Source organism: Kitasatospora sp. NPDC022856 (assembly GCF_055561235.1).
This window is the reverse complement of the sequence record NZ_JBVHHE010000022.1, coordinates 105,001-124,244: the sequence shown is the minus strand read 5'-3', so window position 1 is coordinate 124,244 and position 19,244 is coordinate 105,001. Positions and strand designations below refer to the sequence as shown.

Annotated in this window: 11 protein-coding genes, 1 tRNA gene and 1 pseudogene; 8 read left to right on the top strand and 5 right to left on the bottom strand. The window is 76.5% G+C overall.

Going from position 1 to position 19,244, the window contains the following annotated elements:
• Window positions 1-383: 383 nt before the first annotated feature.
• A pseudogene (locus ACZ34W_RS26325) lies at window positions 384-1,772 on the bottom strand (PP2C family protein-serine/threonine phosphatase); the annotation flags it as partial.
• Between the two features lie 171 nt (window positions 1,773-1,943).
• On the bottom strand, window positions 1,944-3,311 hold the full coding sequence (locus tag ACZ34W_RS26320; protein WP_329492195.1) for an NAD(P)/FAD-dependent oxidoreductase: 1,368 nt from the start codon (window positions 3,309-3,311) through the stop codon (window positions 1,944-1,946).
• Between the two features lie 598 nt (window positions 3,312-3,909).
• Between ACZ34W_RS26320 and ACZ34W_RS26315 the strand changes: the two genes are divergently transcribed.
• Together ACZ34W_RS26315 and ACZ34W_RS26310 are read left to right on the top strand one after the other, a co-directional pair.
• Window positions 3,910-4,827 carry a TetR/AcrR family transcriptional regulator gene (locus ACZ34W_RS26315; protein ID WP_465607555.1) on the top strand — a complete coding sequence of 306 codons (918 nt, stop codon included), beginning with the start codon at window positions 3,910-3,912 and terminating at the stop codon, window positions 4,825-4,827.
• A gap of 334 nt (window positions 4,828-5,161) precedes the next feature.
• On the top strand, window positions 5,162-7,405 hold the full coding sequence (locus ACZ34W_RS26310) for a sigma-70 family RNA polymerase sigma factor (protein ID WP_465607553.1): 2,244 nt from the start codon (window positions 5,162-5,164) through the stop codon (window positions 7,403-7,405).
• Window positions 7,406-7,447: 42 nt separating this feature from the next.
• On the opposite strand, the gene ACZ34W_RS26305 is transcribed toward ACZ34W_RS26310, so the two are convergent.
• From ACZ34W_RS26305 to ACZ34W_RS26295, 3 genes are all read right to left on the bottom strand, one after another.
• Window positions 7,448-8,152 carry a DsbA family oxidoreductase gene (locus ACZ34W_RS26305; RefSeq protein ID WP_329489075.1) on the bottom strand — a complete coding sequence of 235 codons (705 nt, stop codon included), beginning with the start codon at window positions 8,150-8,152 and terminating at the stop codon, window positions 7,448-7,450.
• A 229-nt stretch (window positions 8,153-8,381) separates the two neighbouring features.
• Entirely contained in the window at window positions 8,382-8,903 is a 522-nt protein-coding gene (locus tag ACZ34W_RS26300) for a universal stress protein (protein WP_329489074.1), read from the bottom strand.
• A 147-nt stretch (window positions 8,904-9,050) separates the two neighbouring features.
• The gene (locus ACZ34W_RS26295) at window positions 9,051-11,222 is read right to left on the bottom strand and encodes an asparagine synthase-related protein (protein ID WP_465607550.1); all 2,172 of its coding nucleotides are present in this window, start codon (window positions 11,220-11,222) and stop codon (window positions 9,051-9,053) included.
• 738 nt (window positions 11,223-11,960) lie between these two features.
• Here ACZ34W_RS26295 and ACZ34W_RS26290 point away from each other — a divergent pair.
• From ACZ34W_RS26290 to ACZ34W_RS26265, 6 genes are all read left to right on the top strand, one after another.
• On the top strand, window positions 11,961-13,388 hold the full coding sequence (locus tag ACZ34W_RS26290; protein ID WP_329489072.1) for an MFS transporter: 1,428 nt from the start codon (window positions 11,961-11,963) through the stop codon (window positions 13,386-13,388).
• A 67-nt stretch (window positions 13,389-13,455) separates the two neighbouring features.
• Window positions 13,456-13,517, top strand: a tRNA-Ser gene (locus ACZ34W_RS26285).
• Window positions 13,518-13,933: 416 nt separating this feature from the next.
• Window positions 13,934-15,523 carry a TROVE domain-containing protein gene (locus tag ACZ34W_RS26280; protein ID WP_465607548.1) on the top strand — a complete coding sequence of 530 codons (1,590 nt, stop codon included), beginning with the start codon at window positions 13,934-13,936 and terminating at the stop codon, window positions 15,521-15,523.
• A 71-nt stretch (window positions 15,524-15,594) separates the two neighbouring features.
• Window positions 15,595-16,830: an L-2-hydroxyglutarate oxidase gene (gene lhgO / locus ACZ34W_RS26275; RefSeq protein WP_465607546.1), complete on the top strand. Its 1,236-nt coding sequence runs from the start codon at window positions 15,595-15,597 to the stop codon at window positions 16,828-16,830.
• A 125-nt stretch (window positions 16,831-16,955) separates the two neighbouring features.
• Window positions 16,956-17,786 carry a tRNA (guanosine(46)-N7)-methyltransferase TrmB gene (trmB, locus tag ACZ34W_RS26270; RefSeq protein ID WP_329489069.1) on the top strand — a complete coding sequence of 277 codons (831 nt, stop codon included), beginning with the start codon at window positions 16,956-16,958 and terminating at the stop codon, window positions 17,784-17,786.
• A gap of 128 nt (window positions 17,787-17,914) precedes the next feature.
• Window positions 17,915-19,192, top strand: a complete 1,278-nt coding sequence (locus tag ACZ34W_RS26265) for a PrsW family intramembrane metalloprotease (RefSeq protein WP_465607544.1) — start codon at window positions 17,915-17,917, stop codon at window positions 19,190-19,192.
• The last annotated feature ends 52 nt before the right edge of the window (window positions 19,193-19,244 follow it).

Genomic DNA, 19,244 nt, shown 5'->3' with positions numbered 1-19,244 from the left:
GGAACGGACACTTCCTTCGGACCGCCTTCCAGCGGGCCCTCCGGGCGCTTCGTTCTTTCGTGTTTCCAGCTTACCAGATGTTTTCCGCTCCGTTTCCGGCGCTTCGTTCATCCAACTCACTGGTGTCTTCCCGGGCTTGACGCCCTGTCCGACGTTTCAAACTCTAGCCGATCCCCGCCCCGAAAGGCGAATCCGGCCGCAATCCATATAAACAGGCATGACGAATAAGGCATGAGCGGCACCGTCAATACGACAGCGCGCAGCCCAGACCGAGCCGAAATGGTGTTTCCAGGGATTGGCCGCCTCGGGACCGTCCGCGTTGATACGTGTCCGGTGCTCCCAGCCAGGCAGCTCGAAGAACACTAGACCTGTCAGGGGGTCGAGTCAAGCGCCGCTCCCAGCTCCGGGAGGGCGGGCAGGCTCTCCTCGGCCGGCAGCTGGAAGGCCAGGATGGCGACGTCGTCGTCGTGGTCCGAACTGACGCCCATGGCCCGGAGCAGCCGGGCGCAGATCACCTCGGGAGCGCCGGCGGCCCCGGCGAGCGTCCGGGCGAGCAGGTCGAGGCCCTGGTCGATGTCCTCGTCCCGGCGCTCCACCAGACCGTCCGTATAGAGGACGCCGGTGGTGCCGGGGAGCAGCCGCAGGGTGTGGGAGAGGTGGACGCCGCCGCCGGTGCCCAGGGGCGGGCCGTTCTGCTCCTCGCTGCGCAGGATGGTGCCGTCGGGGCAGCGGAGCAGCATCGGCAGGTGTCCTGCGGAGGCGTAGGTGAGGGCGTGGCGCGCTGGGTCCCAGACCGCGTAGGTGCAGGTGGCGATCTGGTTGGCGTCGATCTCCATCGCGAGGCCGTCGAGCAGGCGCATCACCTCGTGCGGCGGCAGGTCGAGCCGGGCGTAGGCGCGGACGGCGGTGCGGAGCTGGCCCATCACGGCGGCGGCGCGCAGGCCGCGCCCCATCACGTCGCCGATGACCAGCGCGGTGCGGCCGCCGTCGATGGCGATGACGTCGTACCAGTCACCGCCGACCGCGGCCTCCGCGCCACCGGGCTGGTAGGTGGCGGCGACCCGGAGGTCGGCTGGCTGGTCGAGCTTCTGGGGGAGCAGGCTCCGCTGGAGGGTGACGGCGGCCTCGCGCTGGCGGCGTTCGGCCTCGCGCAGCCGGGTGGCGGCGAGCACCTGGTCGGTGACCTCGGCGGCGAAGATGAGGACGCCGGCGGGCAGCGCGTCCCTCGGCTCCTCGCCCTCCACCACCTCGGTCCGGCCCTCGGCCCTGTTCTCGCGCCGGCCGTCCACCCTGCTCTCGGTCCGGCTCTCGTGCCGGCTGAGCGGGACGCAGGAGACGTTGTAGTAGCGGTTGCCGGTGAGCCCGAGGATGCAACGGGCCTTGACGCTGCGCGGGCTGCCGCCGCGGATGACCTGGTCCATCAGCGGCAGGACGCCCATGGTGCCGAGCTCGGGCAGTGCCTCGCAGGCGGGCAGGCCGATGGGCCGGTCGCCGAAGAGTTCGCGGTAGGCGCGGTTGGCGTAGCCGAGCTGGTGCAGCGGGCCGTAGGTGACGGCGACCGGGGCGGGGATGCGGTTCAGCACCTCGCGCAGGTCCTGGGGCCGCTGCGGGTCGAGCACCTCGGTGGGGCTGACGAGGCTGGTGGGGTCGCGGGGGCTGGGGACGACCACGCCGTCGCCGGACGGCGTGCCCTGGTCGGTGCCGCGCCCGGCGGGCGGGGCGGTCCGCCACGGGGCTCCGGTGAGCCGGGCGCTCCAGCGCATGAGGTTCAAACGACGGCCGCTTCCTCGTTTACCAGGCATATCATCACTTTTTGTGTGCGGACTGCCACACCGGGTAATGACTCGGTCGGGCCGATCCTGTCAGGCGGAGGCCCGATTCCGGAAGTCGCGCGCGCTGGGCGCGGCCGTCTTGTCGGTCACAGCCGGCCGCCGGCGCCGCCCTCAGGTCGGCCGGTCGTCGGCGCCGCCCTTGCCGAAGCCGGCCTCGAACTCGGAACGCGGGTGCTCCACCGTCCCGAGCGAGACCACCTCCCGGGAGAACAGCCCGCCGAGCACCCAGTCCATCAGCACCCGCACCCGCCGGTCCGCGCTCGGCAGCCGGCGCAGGTGCCGGGCCCGGTGCAGCCACCAGGCGCGACGGCCGGTGAGCCGGCCGCCCCCGCTGGTGTGGGCGACCGCGCGGCCCAGGCCCAGCGAGGTCGAGCAGGCCGCACGGTCCGGCCGGTACTCGACGATGCCCTCGGCGCGCGGGCCGCCCTCCAGGGCGACGAGCACGTTGGCGGCGAGCAGCTCGGCCTGGGCGAAGGCGTGCTGGGCGTTGGGCGCGCAGGGCGCCCCGTCCGCGTGCGGGTCGGGAACGGCGGCGCAGTCCCCGGCGGCCCAGACCCCGGGCAGCGCCCGCCCGTCCGGGCCGACCGCCTGGAGGGTGGCCAGACAGCGGATCCGGCCGGCGGTGTCCAGCGGCAGGTCGGTGTCGCGCAGCAGCGGGGACGGGCGCACCCCGGCCGTCCAGACCAGGGTCCGGGCGGCGAACCGGCTGCCGTCGGAGAGCGCCATCACCCGGTCGGCGGCCGACTCCAGCCTGGTGCCCAGGCGGACGTCGACGCTGCGCTCGCGCAGTTCGGCCAGGGTGTGCGCGGCCAGCTCGGGCGACTCCTCGGCGAGGATCCGGTCGGTGGCCTCGACCAGGACCCAGCGCAGGTCCCCGGGGCTGATGTTGTGGTAGCCGCGGACCGCGGTGCGCGCCATGTCCTCCAGTTCGGCGAGCGCGCCGACGCCGGCGTAGCCCGCGCCGACGAAGACGAAGGTGAGCGCGGCCTGGCGCAGGGCCGGGTCACGGGTCGCGGAGGCCAGGTCGAGCTGTTCCAGGACGTGGTTGCGCAGGCTCACCGCCTCGCCGACGGTGGAGAACCCCAGCCCGTGCTCGGCCAGCCCGGGCACCGGCGCCGTCCGGGAGACCGAGCCGGGGGCCACCACCAGGACGTCGTAGTCGAGCTCGACCGGGGCGGGCGGTTCCCCGCGGGCGGCGGCGTCGGCCCAGGCGCGGCGGGTGCCGTGCTCGATCCGGGTGATCCGGGCGGTGAGCACCCGGCAGTCCGGCAGGGCCCGCCGCAGCGGAACGACCACGTGGCGGGGGTCGATCGAGCCGGCCGCGACCTCGGCGAGCAAGGGGTGGTACGTCAAGTAGGACTGCGGTTCGACCACGGTGATCTCCGCCTCGCCCCGGCGCAGCCGTTCGCGCAGGCCGCGCTGGAGGTGCAGCGCGGTGGACATCCCGGCGCAGCCGCCGCCGACGATCAGAATTCTGATGGCGAACCTCCTGCCGATGCGACCTGTCCCCGGCCCTCGGCCGGGGGTGCCCCCACCACGCCCTCAATGAAGGACCGTCGGAGGGCCTCTTGTCCACAGTCCGTGCCGGGTCGGTTGGGGCGGGAGTTGCCCCGTGGTGCCAGATGTGCTGCCTGGGTGAGTTTCTGACGCACTTTCGGCTTCGAACGGCCGTGAACTATGGTCGGATTGTGCATCGGGGCGGCCATCGCCATGACAACTGGCGGCGACGCACCGTGGAGCGGCCATTACGGCCAGTTCCAGTGTTGGCGCGTAAACCCGACTGCGGGACGGTGTTCCGGGGAAGGGTAGTTCCCGGACGAGGCCCCGTGGGGTGCCGACGCGCCGGGCCGGATGTGCGGTCCCGGCCCGGTGGCACCGGTCGTGGCGGAGTCCGCATGGCCTTGCGTGCGCGGTCGTCGTGCGCGTGCGGTCTGGCGTCACCCGGACGCGGCTTGCGTCACAACCGACTACGAGCGATGGGTCATCGGGTCATTTCTGACAGGCGGAGCTGCACCGGGGGGTGCAGGGGCGGGCGACGGCAGGGTCCGGGATCGGGCACCTGCGGGGGAGAGTTGGGATGATGGAGCAGGAGCGACTGTTGGGCCGGGCGGCGGTACCGCGCGTCGGCCAGGGCGTGGTGCCGGAGCAACGCAGCCCCGCGGACCTGCCACCGCAGGCCGCGGTGGCGTACGCGGCGGTCCACTACCCGGCCGAACCGCCGCTGGGCGGTGGCGGACCGGTGTCCGGTGCCCGGCTGCGGGTGGACGCCCGGCGGAACCTGGAGAGCGTGCTGCGTGCGGCCCGCGAGGTGTTCGGCGAGTTCGGCTACGGCGCGCCGATGGAGGAGGTCGCGCGCCGGGCCGGGGTCGGGGTGGGCACGGTGTACCGGCGCTTCCCGAGCAAGGAGGTGCTGGTCCAGCGGATCGCCGCCGAGGAGGTGGCGTGGCTGACCGCCCAGGCGCGGGAGTCGCTGTACGGCGGCGGCGGTGCCTGGGAGTCGCTGGCCGGCTACCTGGCGCGGGCGGTGAGTACGGGGGCCGGGCGGCTGCTGCCGCCGGAGGCCTTCCGGTACGCGGAGGAGCTGGGCAGGGTGCCCGAGCAGCGCTCGGGGGATCCGGCCGGCGCGGGCGCCCTGCTCGGCAACCGGTTCGAGCCGCGGCACGGCGGGCTGCCGGAGGGCGGCGGAGAACCCGCGGCCGACGCGGACCCGCGGCAGTTGCTGCAACTGCTCGCCGCCCTGGTGGCGCGCGCGGGCGCGGCCGGGGAGCTGCGGTCGGGGGTGACGGTCGCGGACGTGGTGCTGGTGCTGACCGCCTCGGTTCCGGTGCACGCCTCGCGCGGCGTAGCGGGGGCGGACCCGTACACGGCGCCCGTGTCGGCCGCGTTCGGCGGCGCGTTCCCGGCGGCGGGCGGTCAGCAGACGGACGGTCAACCCGTCGAAGGACCGGCCGACCGACTGCTGCGGATCCTGCTGGACGGGCTCCGGGCGCGCTGATCCCGCCACTCTGGTGACCGCGGGCCCCGGAGGGCAAGGGAGTTGAGGATCAACCCGGCGTGAGCGGCTCGGCCGCGCGCCGGGTGCGGCCGCCGCCGCGCCGGTGCACCGGACGGGGCGAACACATCCTCGACGGCCCCTCGGAAGAGTGGGTCGCGGCGGTCCGGCTACCGCCCAACTCTGCGCTATGCCATCCTTTGCCCGTGGTTGGAGCCAATGTCCCGATGCGCGCCGTTCGCGCGCCCTCGGAGCCGTACAGCGGGGAACCGTGCGCTCACGCACTCCCGTGCGCTCTGCCGCACTACGGGGGCTGTCGTGGAATCTGGGGTCCGTTGTGAGCGCCGAGGAACAGAACGACTACGGCTACGGCCTCGACTTCGGCCGCTCCGGCCCGGGCGGGACGGGTGGCGCGGACGGGGGCCCCGGCAGGGCGGGGCACGGGCCGGGGCAGGCGCCCGGCGCGGTGCCGAGCGCGTCGGGGCAGGTGCCTGACCAGGCCGGGATGCCCAGCCGCGAGACCCTCTCCGCCTCCGACGCGTACCCGCAGACCCGCGTCCCCGGCCAGGCGCCGGCCGGCCGCGGCGGCGTGGCCCCGGAGGCCTTCGTCGACGACGGCTCCCGCGCCCGGCCGACCGTACCGGCCCCCGCCGACCCGGTGGACGGCGAGCGCCCGGCCTCCGACGCCGAGTTGACCGCCCGGGTGCGGGCCGGCGACGACGCCGCGTACGAGGAGATCTACCGCCGGCACGCCGACTCGGTGCGCCGCTACGCGCGGACCTGCTGCCGGGACAGCTTCACCGCCGAGGACCTGGCAGGCGAGGTGTTCGCCCGCACGCTGCAGGCGCTGCGGGCGGGCAAGGGGCCGGAGTTCGCCGTCCGCGCCTATCTGCTGACCGCCGTCCGCAACGTCGCCGCGGCCTGGACCCGCAGTGAGCGGCGCGAGCAACTCGTCGACGACTTCAGCACGTTCGCGCAGACCTCGGCCGCCACCGTCGACCTGGACCTGGCCGACCCGGGGGCCGACGCCTGGGCGATGGCGCTGGCCGACCAGCGCATGGTGATGCAGGCCTACGCCGAACTGCCCGAGGACGACCGGATGGTGCTCTGGCACACCGAGGTCGAACGGGAGTCCCCCAAGACCGTCGCGGTGATGCTCGGCAAGACCGCCAACGCCACCGCCGTCCAGGCGCACCGGGCCCGCGACCGGCTGGCCGCGGGCTTCCTCCAGGCCCATGTCTCGGGCAGCCAGGCCAGGGCCTGCGAGGCGTACGCCAACCGGCTCGGCGCCTACGCGCGCGGCTCGCTGCGCAAGCGGGCGTCCGCGGAGGTCGGCCGGCACCTGCGGGAGTGCGACCGGTGCACGGCCGCCTGCCTGGAGCTGTCCGAGATCAACCACAGCCTGCGGGCGCTGCTGCCCGGCGGCGTCCTGGTCTGGGTGGGGGTGGGCGGCTTCAGCGCCGCCGCTGCCACCGTGGGCGGTGCGGCGGCGGTCGGCGGCGCGGCCGCGGGAACGGCGGCGGCCGCCGCGGGCGGCGCGGCCGGCGGGACCTCCGGGGTGACGGCAGGCGCCGCGGCCGGGTCCGCGGGTGGCGCGGCCGGCGGAAGCGGTGGCGCCGCGGCGGCGGGCGAGGGCCTGGGCATGGCGGCCAAGGCGGGCATCGCGGCCGCGGTCGCCGTGGCGGCGGCCGCCGTCGCCGCCTACGCGCTGACCGGCTCGCCCGAGCCGAAGCCCCCGCTGGCCGCGCCGCCGGCCTCCTCCCCGGCCCTACCGGCGCCGCCGCCGGTGGCACCGGTACCGAGCGCGGCGCCGCGCACCCCCGATCCGGTCCCGGTGGTGGACCCCGCGCCGAGCCCCTCCGCCACCCCGTCACCGACGCCGACGCCCTCCGTCGCACCGCGCCCGGCGCCGAAGGCCGTGCCGCCGCCCGCGCCGAGCAGCCCGGCCGCGTCCTCCCCCGCACCGGCCCCGCCCTCGCCGCGGCCGACCCGGCCGACCCCTCCGCCGCTGCCGCCGGTACCCGTGGTGCCGACCCCGACGCCGCCCCCGGTACCCACCCCCGAGGTGCCGGTCCTGCCCACCCCGACTCCCCCGCCGCTGCCGACCCCGACCGTCACACCGCCGGCTCCGACCGACTTCTGGGCCGACCACCTGCCCGTGCTGAAGCCCGGCAACAACCGGGTGCCGGCGTCGGCCCCGAGCATCCGGCAGCGCGGCAGCGACTGGTTCTGGCAGCGCGACAGCGTCTCGATCGGCGGCGCCCCCCGGGCCCACGGCATCACCGTGCACGCGCCCGCGACCACGGTGATCGACCTCAACCGCGGCTGCACGGCCTTCGACGCGGTGGCCGGGGTGGACGACATCGCCGCCTCGATCGGCGGCGTGGTCTTCTCGGTGCAGGGCGGCGACGGCCGTACCCTGTGGCGCTCGCCGCCGCTGGCCACCGGGGACGACGCGGTGCCGGTGCACGTGCCGCTGGCCGGGCAGACGTCGATCCGGCTGGTGGTCACCCCGGCGCACGGCGTCTGGTCGGCGCTGAACGTGTCCGACTGGGCCGAGGCCCGCTTCAGGTGTGCCTGAGGCGGGCCCCGGGAGGGTGCCGGCGGTCCCGATAGGGGCCGGTCAGACGGCGCAGGAGCCGTCCGCGCAGGCCTCGCCGGCCGCGACGACCGGCACCGGCGCGGGCCGGCGCTCGCCGATCTCCTCGGCGACCTGCTCCAGCACCTTGCGGAAGGTCTCGGCGTCCTGGCCGCCCTGGACGGCCCACTTGCCCTCGAAGACGAAGGTCGGCACGGCGGTGATGCCCAGCTCGCGGGCCTCGGCGAGCTGGGCGCTCACCTCGGCGGCGCCCTCGTCGCCCGCGAGGTAGGCCGCCACCCGGTCGCCGTCCAGGCCCGCGGACACCGCCAGCCGGGTCAGCGCGGCGCGGTCGCCGACGTCCACCCCGTCGCTGAAGTGGGCCTTGAGCAGCGCCTCCTTCAGCCGGCCCTGCGCCGCCGCGCCGTACTCGGTCCCGGCGAGGTGGAGCAGCCGGTGGCCGAGGAAGGTGTTGGCGTGCAGCGCGGCGTCGAAGTCGTAGCTGATGCCCTCGGCGCGGCCCAGCTCGGCCACCCGGGCGTCCATCGCGACGGACTGCGGGCCGTAGCGCTCGGCCAGCCACGCGCGGTGCGGGCTCGCGGTGGCCGGGGCGTCCGGCACCAGCTGGTACGGCCGGTAGACCACCTCGACGTCCTCCTTGCCCGCGAAGCCGTCCAGCGCCTGCTCGAAGCGGCGCTTGCCGATGTAGCACCAGGGGCAGGCGATGTCGGAGTAGATCTCGACCTTCATGGCGGCGGTTCTCCAGGGGTGGGGAGGGCGGGGTTCCGGGATAGGTGAACGATGAACCATCTCGGGACATTCCCGGCGCGCGAGCGCTCCCCTCCCACCTCCCGGCAGGCCGTGCGCTCCGGCGCGGAGCGTGCCCGACCGGCGCGGGACCGTGCCCGGGCGCCCCCGGCCGGCCTCCGTGGCCCGGCGGTCGGCCGGGGGGCGGCTCAGCGGTCGGCCGGGGGTCGGCTCAGCGGTCCGGGGGCGCGGGGACGATCAGGACCGGACAGGCCGCGTGGTGGACGGCGGCCGAGCCGACCGAGCCCAGCAGCAGCCGGCCGAAGCCGCCGTTGCCCCGGGTGCCGAGCACCAGCGTGTGCTGCCGGGCCGAGGCCGCCAGCAGCACCTCGATCACGTTGCCGAGCACCACGTGCAGCGACAGCTCCCCCGCGTACGGGCGGAGCCGGGCCCGCTGCACCGCCGCCACCGCACGGCGCAGGCCGTCCGCCATGCTCTCGACCAGCGTCTCGACGCTCTCCTGGACCAGTTCGGCCATCCCCGGCGGGTACCCGGTCGGGGCCGGGTTGACCACCGCGAGCACGTACAGCGGCAGTTCGAACCGCTCGGCCTCGGTCATCGCCCGGTCCAGCGCCCAGAGCGAACCGTCCGAGCCGTCGCACGCGGCCAGCACCCCCGGCGGACGGCCCGTCGGCGGCCGGCCGAGCACCGAGAGCAGGACGGGGACGGACGGATCCGGGCTGGCGCTGGTCACCACGGCCTCCACGGGGACGGGACGGGATGGCGTCATGATCGCCCGCCCGGGGGACGGCGCCCGCGAGCCGCGCCGAACCGGGCGCCGCCGCCCGGCCGCCCCGGCCCGGCCACCGGGGTCGGGCCACCGCGGTCGCACACGCCGGGGTCAGGCGAAGCGGGCGGCGGGGAGGGCGGTGCGCCGGGCGAGGGGCAGGCCGGTCCAGCAGGCGCCGTGCCGCCGGGCGCGGACCCGGCGGAGCCAGAGTTCGGTGGAGACCAGCTCGGCGAGCCCGGCCAGGGTGCCGGGTGCGAGCGGCGCGTCGGGGTCGGCGCAGCGGGCCAGCCCGGCCCGGACGGCGGGGAGGTCGATCAGCCCGGCCTCGGCGAGCAGCGGGGCGTCGAAGAGCTCGGCGATGCCGTCGGCGGCGAGCCGCAGGCCCGCCCGGGCGGGGACGGTGCGGTCGGGGCGGGGGCCGCGGCCCCAGTCGGGCGGCAGGTCCGTCCGGCCGGCCCCGGTGAGGACGGCGTGCAGCAGGGCGTGCCGGGCGCCGGGCTGGAGCCGGACGTCGTCTGGCAGCAGCCGGCTCGCCCGGACCACCTGGTTGTCCAGGAACGGCGCGTGCAGCCGCTGGCCGGGCTGCTCGGCGGCGTGCACCAGGGTGCGGAACCCGCGCGCGTGCCGGTGCAGGGCGTACCGGGCCCGGCGCACGCCCGGTGGCTCGGCGGGCGCCGGTCCGCGCGCTGCCAGCCGCAGCCGCAGCGCGACCGCGGAGAGCGCCTCGTCGGAGAGCCAGCGGGCCGCCGGTCCGGGGACGCACCAGAGCAGGTCGTCGGCCGAGCGGGCTCCCGCCGTACCGCCGCCGTCCGGGACGTGTCGCAGCGTCACCCGGACGGCGGCGTCGTCGAGCGCGTCGGCGTAGCGGATCCGGGAGAGCCGGTGGGCCGCGCGCACCACGGTGAGCGGGGTGCGCAGCGCGCCCGCCAGGACGCCCGCCGTCACCCGGTCGGCGCCGGCCAGGGCGGCGACCGGGGGCAGCAGCTCGCGCGGCCGGCCGGCCCGGACGAGGTCGGCCAGCCGGGCCGGGTGGCCGTCCAGGACCTGGCGGGCCCCGTACCCGGTGAGGTGGTCGGTGCCGCCGGCGTCGAAGCGGGCCGCGGCGCGGGCGGCGGCGATCAGCTCCGGACCGGGCTCGTCGGTGAGGCGCCCGGCCCGCGGGTCGGCCACCAGGTCGGCGTACGGGAGGGTGTCCGGCCCGGGGGCGAGCACCGTGTGCCGCAGCCGGGGCGTGTGGGGGGCGATCGCCAGGGTGGCCGGGCCCTCGCTCTCGCCCAGGGTGACGGCGGCCAGTGGCTCGGGAGCGGACCTGCCCGGGGCGGACACCCGGGCCCAGGAGCCCTTGACCGCGCCGTTCCTGGCCCGCGCTCCGGGTACCGCGGCCGGTCCGGCGACGGCGGGCACGGGTGCGGGGGCGGGTCCGGCGACGGGTGCGGGCGGGACGGCGGCGGCGAGCAGGGCGACGGTGGCCGAGGCCGTCCCGTACGAGAGGTCGACCCCCAGCCGGGCCCGGCCGGGGTCGGCGGCGCCGGCGGCGGGGGTGCGGACCCGGGACCGGACGGACTCCAGCAGGGCGCGGGTGAGTTCGCGGACGGCTGGTGCCTCGCCGCGCGGCCGCGGCCCGCCGCCGGGCTCGTCGTACGCCGCGAGGTAGGGGCGGCCGCCGCGGATGGCCAGGGTGTGCCCGGGCGGTACCCGCTGCACGCCGAGGTACGGGGTGCCGGTGCCGAGCGCCTCCGGGGACTCCGGGCAGGCGAGCCGGGCGGCGAGGTGGCCGGTGTCCAGCGGGGCGCCGATCAGATCGGCGAGCGGGAGGGCGGCGGTGGCGTACGCGGTGCCGTCGGCCCAGGGGGTGTGGAAGACGGGCCGGGCGCCGGCCAGGTCGGTGAGCAGCGCGGTGGACCGGGTGCCGGTGCGCAGGACGACGGTGTAGCTGCCGGGCCAGGTGGTGAGGTGGCGGACGGCGCCGCCGCGGGCGGCGGCGAGGCCGGCGGCGAGTTCGGCGTCGGTGGCGCCGCAGTGGCCGATGACGGCGAGCCGGGTGGTCGCGGGGGTGTCCTCGACCGGGTCGGGCGCGCCGGCACCGGTGGTGACGACGGCGGGGGCGCCGGGGCGCAGGGTGACCAGCCGGATCTCCTCGGGGCGCCAGTCGCCGACCGCCCAGAGGGGGTTGGGGCCGGTCCACAGGGGGCGCGCGGCGATCGGTGCCACCGCTCCGGGCGGCTCGTGCGCCGGGGCGCCCGCTCGGGGCGCACCCGTGCTCCAGCCCGTCAGCCACCGCATCGCGCCTCCACCGGACGAGGACCAGCACCGTGCGGCGCGTCCGCCGGCGGGCGGCCCGGCCGGGCCGTGGCGCGCCGCGGCGACCGGCCGCCGCGATCGGGCGCGCCGTCAGGAGACATCGTGCCACCGCTCGCCCGTCCCGTGACCGGAGTTGTCGTTTCCGATTCGCCGGGCGGGGCCCCCGGGGCTGCGGCGGGCACGCCGGACGGTCCGGCCGGAGCGGCCGCGCGGGCCGCGTCTCGGCCGGGCGGGCCGGGCCTTCCCCTCCCCGGCCCGGACCGCCCTTTCGGCGCCTTTGTCATGGCCATCGCGAGATGGCCGAAAGGCGTCGTCCGGCCCGGGAGGGCATCCGCATGCCCTCCCGGACTTCGCCGCCGTCCGCGGGGATTGAGACGGCGGCATCCCCCGGCCCGCCGGGTCCTCGACGGCGGGCCGACCCACGACCACCAGCGAATCGCCGACCAGCCGGTCGGGCCAGGGGGCACGGCCGGGCGCACATCGACACGGGACCGGAGCACAACACTCCGGCGCGCGGCCGGCCCGATCGCCCCCGGCCATGTCCGCGCGGTCCGCCCGGGCCCGCCGGAGCGCCCGCCGCCGATCGGCGGGTGCGCGATCCCGCCATCCGGAAGCGGCCTCTTAACCCTCGGAACGCGTCCGACTACTCTAGGTACAGCAGCCACGGCCCGGTGCCGCCCGGGCCCCGCGCACAAGGCCGCAGGAGGTGCCGCCGCCACCATGACCATCAGCCCACGAGGACCGAACGAACGGCTCGGCACGCTCCTGACCCTCGCCCAGATCAGCAACGCCGGCCTGGCCCGGAGGGTCAACGACCTGGGCGCGCAACGGGGTTTGACGCTGCGCTACGACAAGACCTCGGTGGCCCGTTGGGTCAGCAAGGGCATGGTCCCGCAGGGCCCGGTCCCGCACCTGATCGCCACCGCGATCGGCGGCAAGCTCGGCCGGCCGGTGCCGCTGGAGGAGATCGGCCTCGGCGACACCGACCCGGCGCCCGAACTCGGCCTGGCCTTCCCGCGCGAGGTGTCCGAGGCGGTCCGCTCGGCCACCGACCTCTGGCGGGTCGACCTCGACCTGCGGCGCGGCCCCGGCGGCGGCCGCTGGAGCGACAGCCTGGCCGGCACCTTCTCGGTCGCCGCGTACGCGACGCCCGTCTCCCGCTGGCTGATCAACCCGGCGGACGGCTCGGTGGCCCGCGAGGCGCCGCGCACGCCCGCCGAGGCGGGCTCGTACCGGGTCGGCCACTCGGACGCCGCCAAGCTCCGCGAGGCCGCCCAGGAGGCCCGCCGCTGGGACTCCAAGTACGGTGGCGGGGACTGGCGTTCGTCGATGGTGCCGGAGTGCCTGCGGGTGGAGGCGGCGCCGCTGCTGCTGGCCTCGTACAGCGACGCGGTGGGCCGGGCACTGTTCGGTGCCACGGCCGAACTCACCCGGCTGGCCGGGTGGATGGCCTTCGACACCGGCCAGCACGAGGCCGCCCAGCGGTACTACATCCAGGCGCTGCGGCTCGCCCGCGCCGCCGCCGACGTTCCGCTCGGCGGCTACGTCCTGGCCTCGATGAGCCTGCAGGCCGGCTACCGGGGCTTCGCCGAGGAGGCGGTCGACCTCGCGCAGGCCGCGCTGGAGCGCAACCGCGGGCTGGCCACCGCCCGCACCATGAGCTTCTTCCACCTGGTCGAGGCCCGGGCCCAGGCCAAGGCCCGCAACGCCGCCGCGTGCGCGACGGCGCTCGGCGCCGCGGAGAACGCGCTGGAACGGGCGCGCGCCGGGGATCCCGATCCGGCCTGGATCGACTTCTACGCCTACGACCGCCTCGCCGCCGACGCCGCCGAGTGCTTCCGCGACCTCGGAGTGCCCTCCAAGGTCCGCCAGTTCACCCGGGAGGCGCTGGCCCGGCCCACCGAGGGGTTCGTCCGCTCGCACGGGCTGCGGCTGGTCGTCTCGGCGATGGCCGAGGCCGAGGCGGGCGACCTGGACGCGGCGGTCGCGGCCGGGGAGCGGGCCGTCGAGGTCGCCGGCCGGATCTCCTCGCAGCGCAGCCGCGAGTACGTGGTCGAGATGCTGCGCCGCCTCGAACCCTTCCAGGGGGAGCGCCGGGTAAGGGAACTGACGGAACGGGCGCGCGCGGTGATCGTCGCCCCGGCGTAGCGGGCCCGGCGGTAATTCGGATGCACCGGCGGGAGAGGCCTGGCTATCGTCTCTCTCGTCCAGGTGCGCAGGCAGAGGTTACTTCCACTCTTAATGGGCAGGTCGCGGGTTCGAGTCCCGCCGCCGGCACCCGTGCCGGTGTAGCTCAGTCGGCAGAGCAGCTTCGTCACCTCAGCCGCCATCGATCTCTGGACACCCATACCTCAATAGGTCTTCCGCACCTCCCGGTGCGACGGCAGCGGTTACTTCGTGGAGCGCCCCCAGCGGGGCGCGGTGAACCGGACAACAACACCGCCGCCACCTCGATCTCGGGAGGCACAGCGCCGGGGGTGCCCGGTGCGCAGGCGGGGGTTACTTCGGATCTTGCGGTTCCGGGTTCGAGTCCCGGGCGTGCCGCGCGCGAGCGCGGCCGTTAGCTCAATCCGGTAGAGCACAAGGCATACACCTCCGCCGACGCCGGCCGCCGGGCCGGCACGATCTCGGGCACCCCTTCCTCCGCCGTGCCTCCTTCGCGTTCCACCAGTCAGCAGGGGGCAGCATCCACCATGTCGCGTTTCAACACCCGTACGGCCCGGCCGAGTCCGGCCTCGCCGGTACGCAGCACCGGGAAGCGCACCGTGAACCACAACGGCGGCACCGGGTTCCAGCGCGACGCCAGGTCCGAACTCTTCCTGCTGGCGGTGGCGAACCTGGTCGGCCAGGACACCTTCTACGAGAAGGGCGGCGCGCGGGACGACCGCTACACCGCGCTGGTGCGCGGACTCGCCGTCACCGACCCGGAGTGGACCACGGGCCTGCTGCGCTGGCTGCGGTCCGACGCGCACCTGCGCACGGCCGCGCTGGTCGGCGCCGCCGAGTTCACCCGGGCCCGGCTGGACGCCGGGGCGCCCGGCCACTCGCGGCAGGCCGTCGACGCCGTCCTGCAGCGCGCGGACGAGCCCGGCGAACTGCTCGCCTACTGGACGTCCCGCTACGGCCGGGCGCTGCCGAAGCCGCTCAAGCGCGGGGTCGCGGACGCCGTCCGCCGGCTGTACCACGCCCGCTCGCTGCTCAAGTACGACACCGCGTCCAAGGGCTACCGCTTCGGTGACGTGCTGGAGCTGACCCACCCCTCGCCCGACCCGGCCAAGCCGTGGCAGGGCGAGCTGTTCCGCTACGCGCTGGACCGCCGGCACCGGCCGGACGAGGCCGTCCCGCCCGCCTCCGACCGGCTGCTCGCGGCCAACCGCGAACTGCTCGCCCTGCCCGTCGAGCAGCGGCGGGCGGCGGTGACGGCCGAGGGCGGTGCCGAGCGGCTCGCCGCGGCCGGGCTGACCTGGGAGGCACTGGCCGGCTGGCTGCGGGGCCCGCTGGACGCGGCCGTCTGGTCGGCGGTCATCCCGTCCATGGGCCCGATGGCGCTGGTGCGCAACCTGCGCAACTTCGACCAGGCCGGCGTCCCGGACGAGGTCGCGGACGAGGTCGCGCGGCGGATCGCCGACCCGGACGAGGTGCGCCGCTCCCGCCAGTTCCCGTTCCGCTACCTCGCCGCGCACCGGCACGCGCCGTCGCTGCGCTGGGGGCACGCGCTGGAGACCGCGCTCTCCCACTCACTCGGCAACGTGCCCGCGCTGCCCGGCCGGACGCTGATCCTGGTCGACCGCTCGGGCTCGATGTTCGACCGGCCGAGCGCGCAGACCCAGCTCAACCGGGCCGACTCGGCGGCGGTCTTCGGCACGGCCCTCAAGGTCCGGGCCGCCGACGCCGACCTGGTCGAGTTCGGCACCACCAGCCGGGTCGTCCGGGTCGCCCCGGGCGAGGCCGTGCTGCGGGTCCTGGACCGCTTCACCGACCTCGGCGGCACCGACACCGCCCAGGCCGTCCGCACCCACTACCGGGGCCACGACCGGGTGGTCGTCGTCACCGACGAGCAGACCGGCCGCGACCACTGGGGCGGCGACGCCCTGGCCGCCGTGCCGGCCCACGTCCCCGTCTACACCTGGAACCTGGCGGGCTACGCGCCCGGCCACGGCCCGAGCGGCGCTGCGAACCGGCACACCTTCGGCGGGCTGGGCGACGCCGCGTTCCGGCTGATCCCGCTGCTCGAAGCGGGCCGGGACGCGACCTGGCCGTGGCTGGAGCCGGACGCCCGCTGAGGCGCCCTCGACCGGCCCCGCCCACCGTGACAGCATCGGCGGGCGGGGCCGGGCCGAACGAGGAGCGAGCGGTGGCGTACGACTTCGACGTGCTGGTGGTGGGCGGCGGGATCGTCGGGCTCTCCACGGCGTACGCGCTGACCCGGGCCCGGCCCGGGCTGCGGCTGGCGCTGCTGGAGAAGGAGCCCGGCTTCGCCGCCCACCAGACCGGCCGCAACAGCGGGGTGATCCACAGCGGCGTCTACTACCGCCCCGGCTCGCTCAAGGCCCGGTACGCCGTCGCCGGGGCCACCGAGATGGTGGAGTTCTGCCGCGCCCACGGCGTCCCGTACGAGGTGACGGGCAAGCTGATCGTCGCCACCGACCCCGTCGAGCTGCCCCGGCTGCGGGCCCTCGCCGAGCGCGGCCGGGAGAACGGCATCCCGGTCGCCGAGCTGGACCGGGCCGGCATCACCGCGTACGAGCCGCAGGTGACCGGTATCGCCGGGCTGCACATCGGCACCACCGGCATCTGCGACTTCCCCGCCGTGGCCGCCGCCTACGCCCGGCTGGCCCGCGAGGCGGGCGCGGAGCTGCGCACCGGCACCGAGCTGCGGGCGGTCGCCCGCCGCGCCGACGGCGTGACCGTGCAGACCTCCACCGGCGAGCTGCGCGGCCAGGTGCTGGTCAACTGCGCGGGACTGCACAGCGACCGGATCGCCCGGCTGGCAGGCGACGACCCCGGTGTGCGGATCGTGCCGTTCCGCGGCGAGTACTACGAACTCGCCCACGAGCGAAGGGAACTGGTACGCGGCCTGGTCTACCCCGTCCCCGACCCGGCCTTCCCCTTCCTCGGCGTGCACCTGACCCGGGGCATCCACGGCGACGTGCACGTCGGCCCGAACGCGGTGCCCGCGCTGGCCCGCGAGGGGTACGACTGGCGCACCGTCCGCCCGCGCGACCTCGCCGGGACGCTCGCCTTCCCCGGCACCTGGCAGATCGCCCGCCGGCACTGGCGGTACGAGCTCGGCGAGCTGCACCGCTCGCTCTCCAAGCGGGCCTTCACCGCGGCCGTCCGGCGGCTGCTGCCCGCCGTCACCGCCGAGGACCTGGTGCCGGCCGTCGCCGGGGTCCGGGCCCAGGCGGTGGCCCGGGACGGCGCGCTGCTGGACGACTTCGCCTTCGCCGGCTTCGACCCGGACGACCCGCGCTCCACCCGCCGTCTGGTGCACGTCCTGAACGCCCCCTCCCCGGCCGCCACCGCCTCGCTGCCGATCGGCCGCGAAGTGGCCCGCCGGGCGCTGGCCGCCCTCGCAGCGGGCGGCTGAGCCGGCCCGTCCCGACCGGCGCGCGCCCTTGCCGGGACGGAGCGGGGCGGACGCGGCCCGGCCCCGCGTCAGGTGCGTCACAGCCCCTGGGGCCGCACCCGGCGGCCCCGTAGAATCGGGTGATTGTGACTGCCACCGCCCCGATCCCCCAGCAATCGCCGTCCGCCCGGCTCTCCGCCGCGCCGGCCGGCTACCCCGCGCCGATGTACCCGCACCGGGCCACCGAGGCCCAGCACAGCGAGCGACGCATCCGCAGCTTCCAGCCGCGCCGGGGCCGGATGACCAACGCCCAGGCGGGCGCGCTGGACCGGGGCTGGGAGACGTACGGCATCGCGATCGACGGCAGCCCGCTGGACCTGGCGGAGCTCTTCGGCGGTCTGCCGGTCACCCTGGAGATCGGTTTCGGGATGGGCGAGACGACCGCCGCGATGGCCGCCGCCGACCCGGCGACGGGAATCCTCGCCGCCGACGTCCACACCCCCGGCCACGGCAACCTGCTCGGCCTGCTGGAGCGGGACGGCTCGCGCAACGTCCGCCCGGCCGCCGGCGACGCCGTCATCCTGCTGCGCGACATGCTGCCCGACGCCTCGCTGGCCGGCCTGCGGGTCTACTTCGCCGACCCGTGGCCGAAGCCGAAGCACCACAAGCGCCGGCTGGTCCAGGCCTCCTTCCTGGAGCTGGTGCTGCCCCGGCTGGCCCCCGGCGCGCTGGTGCACTGCGCCACCGACTGGGAGCCGTACGCCGAGCAGATGCTGGAGGTGCTCTCCGCCTCGCCCGAGCTGGAGAACCTGCACCCCGAGGGTGACGGCACCGGCTGGCTGGAGCCCGCCGACCACCCGGCCGGCAGCGTGCCCGGCTACGCTCCCCGGCCCGACTGGCGGCCGGTCACCAAGTTCGAACGGGCCGGCATCGCCAAGGGCCACGTGGTGCACGACCTGCTCTTCCGCCGCCGCTGAACCGCCGCCGGGCCGACCACTCGGCCTGACCGCCCGGCCTCACCGCCGGCCCCGGCCGCCCGGCCCGCAGGGGTGGATTCGTCCCGAGTCCTCCCGGCGGGCCGGTGCCGTGGCCTACCCTGTGCCGGGTGAGCAGCCCGTCCGGCGGCTACCGGGCCACCGCCCGGACCGTCGGCGACCGAGAGATGCCCACGCGCACCGCCGGCACCCGCGCCATCCCGGGGCCCAGGACGCGCCGGGGCCACCGGCTCACGCCCTGGCCCACCGCCGCCCCGCCGGCCGCCGCCGGACCGGGGCCGCGCCCCGCCCGCTCGGTCGTGCTCTCCTCGGTCACCACCACCGCCGTCCTGGCGCTGGCCGGCTGCGGCGTGCTGATCCTCCAGCTGGTCCGCCGCCAGACCGGGACCACCGGGCTGCTGGTCGGGCTCGGCCTGGCGCTCGTCCCGCTGCCCTTCGTGCTCGGCGGCCTCGCCTGGCTCAACCAGACCGCCCGGGTGCCGCTGCGCCACATCGTGTTCTGCCTGGGCTGGGGCGCCTTCGCGGCGACCACCGTCGCGATCCTCGCCAACGGCTGGACCAGCACCTACCTCACGGCCCACCAGGGCAGTCTGGGCGAGGTGCTGGGCGCCGACCTGGTCACCCCGGTGATCGAGGAGAGCGCCAAGGGCGCCGCCCTGCTCCTCCTGCTGCTGCCGCTGGGCACCCGGATCCGGTGCCACGGCCACCGCACCGGCCGCCCGTGCGCGAGCGTGCTGCGCCGGCTGCCCGGCCCCGGCCTGCCCCTCGGCCACGGCCGCGGACCCGCCCTGCCGCACGCCCGGAGCCGGCCGCGGCCGCGCCCCTACCTGCGCCCGCTGCCCTACCTGCAGCCCTACCCGCCGACGCCCGGCCGCCCGCGCGCCCGGGCCCGCCCGCGCACCCTGGCGGCCGGGGTCGTCCTCGGCGGGATCACCGCCTGCGGCTTCGCCTTCACCGAGAACGCGCTCTACCTGGGGCGGGCCTTCACCGACGACCAGCAGCAGCGGCTGGACAGCATCGGCCTCGGGGAATCGCCCAGCCTGCGGGACTTCGACAGCACGGTGCAGACCTTCGTCCTGCGCGGGCTGCTCTCGCCCTTCGCCCATCCGCTGTTCACCGCGCTGACCGGGCTCGGCCTGGCCATCACCCTCACCACCGGCCGGCGCCGGCTGGCCAGGATCGCCGCCCCGGCCGGACTGCTGCTGTCGATGGTCCTGCACGGCACCTGGAACGCCGCCGCCGACCTCGGCACGCACGGCTTCCTGCTGGTGTACGCGGTGCTGATGGTGCCGTGCTTCGCCGCCCTGGTCTGCTTCGCCGCCTGGGCCAGGAGCAGGACGGCGCGGCACGCCGCTCGCCGTGCCCGGGCGCCCGCCGAGGTCCGGTGACGAACTGATTTCCCATCCGGGCGACTTCCCCGTAGGGTTGCGTTCACCGACG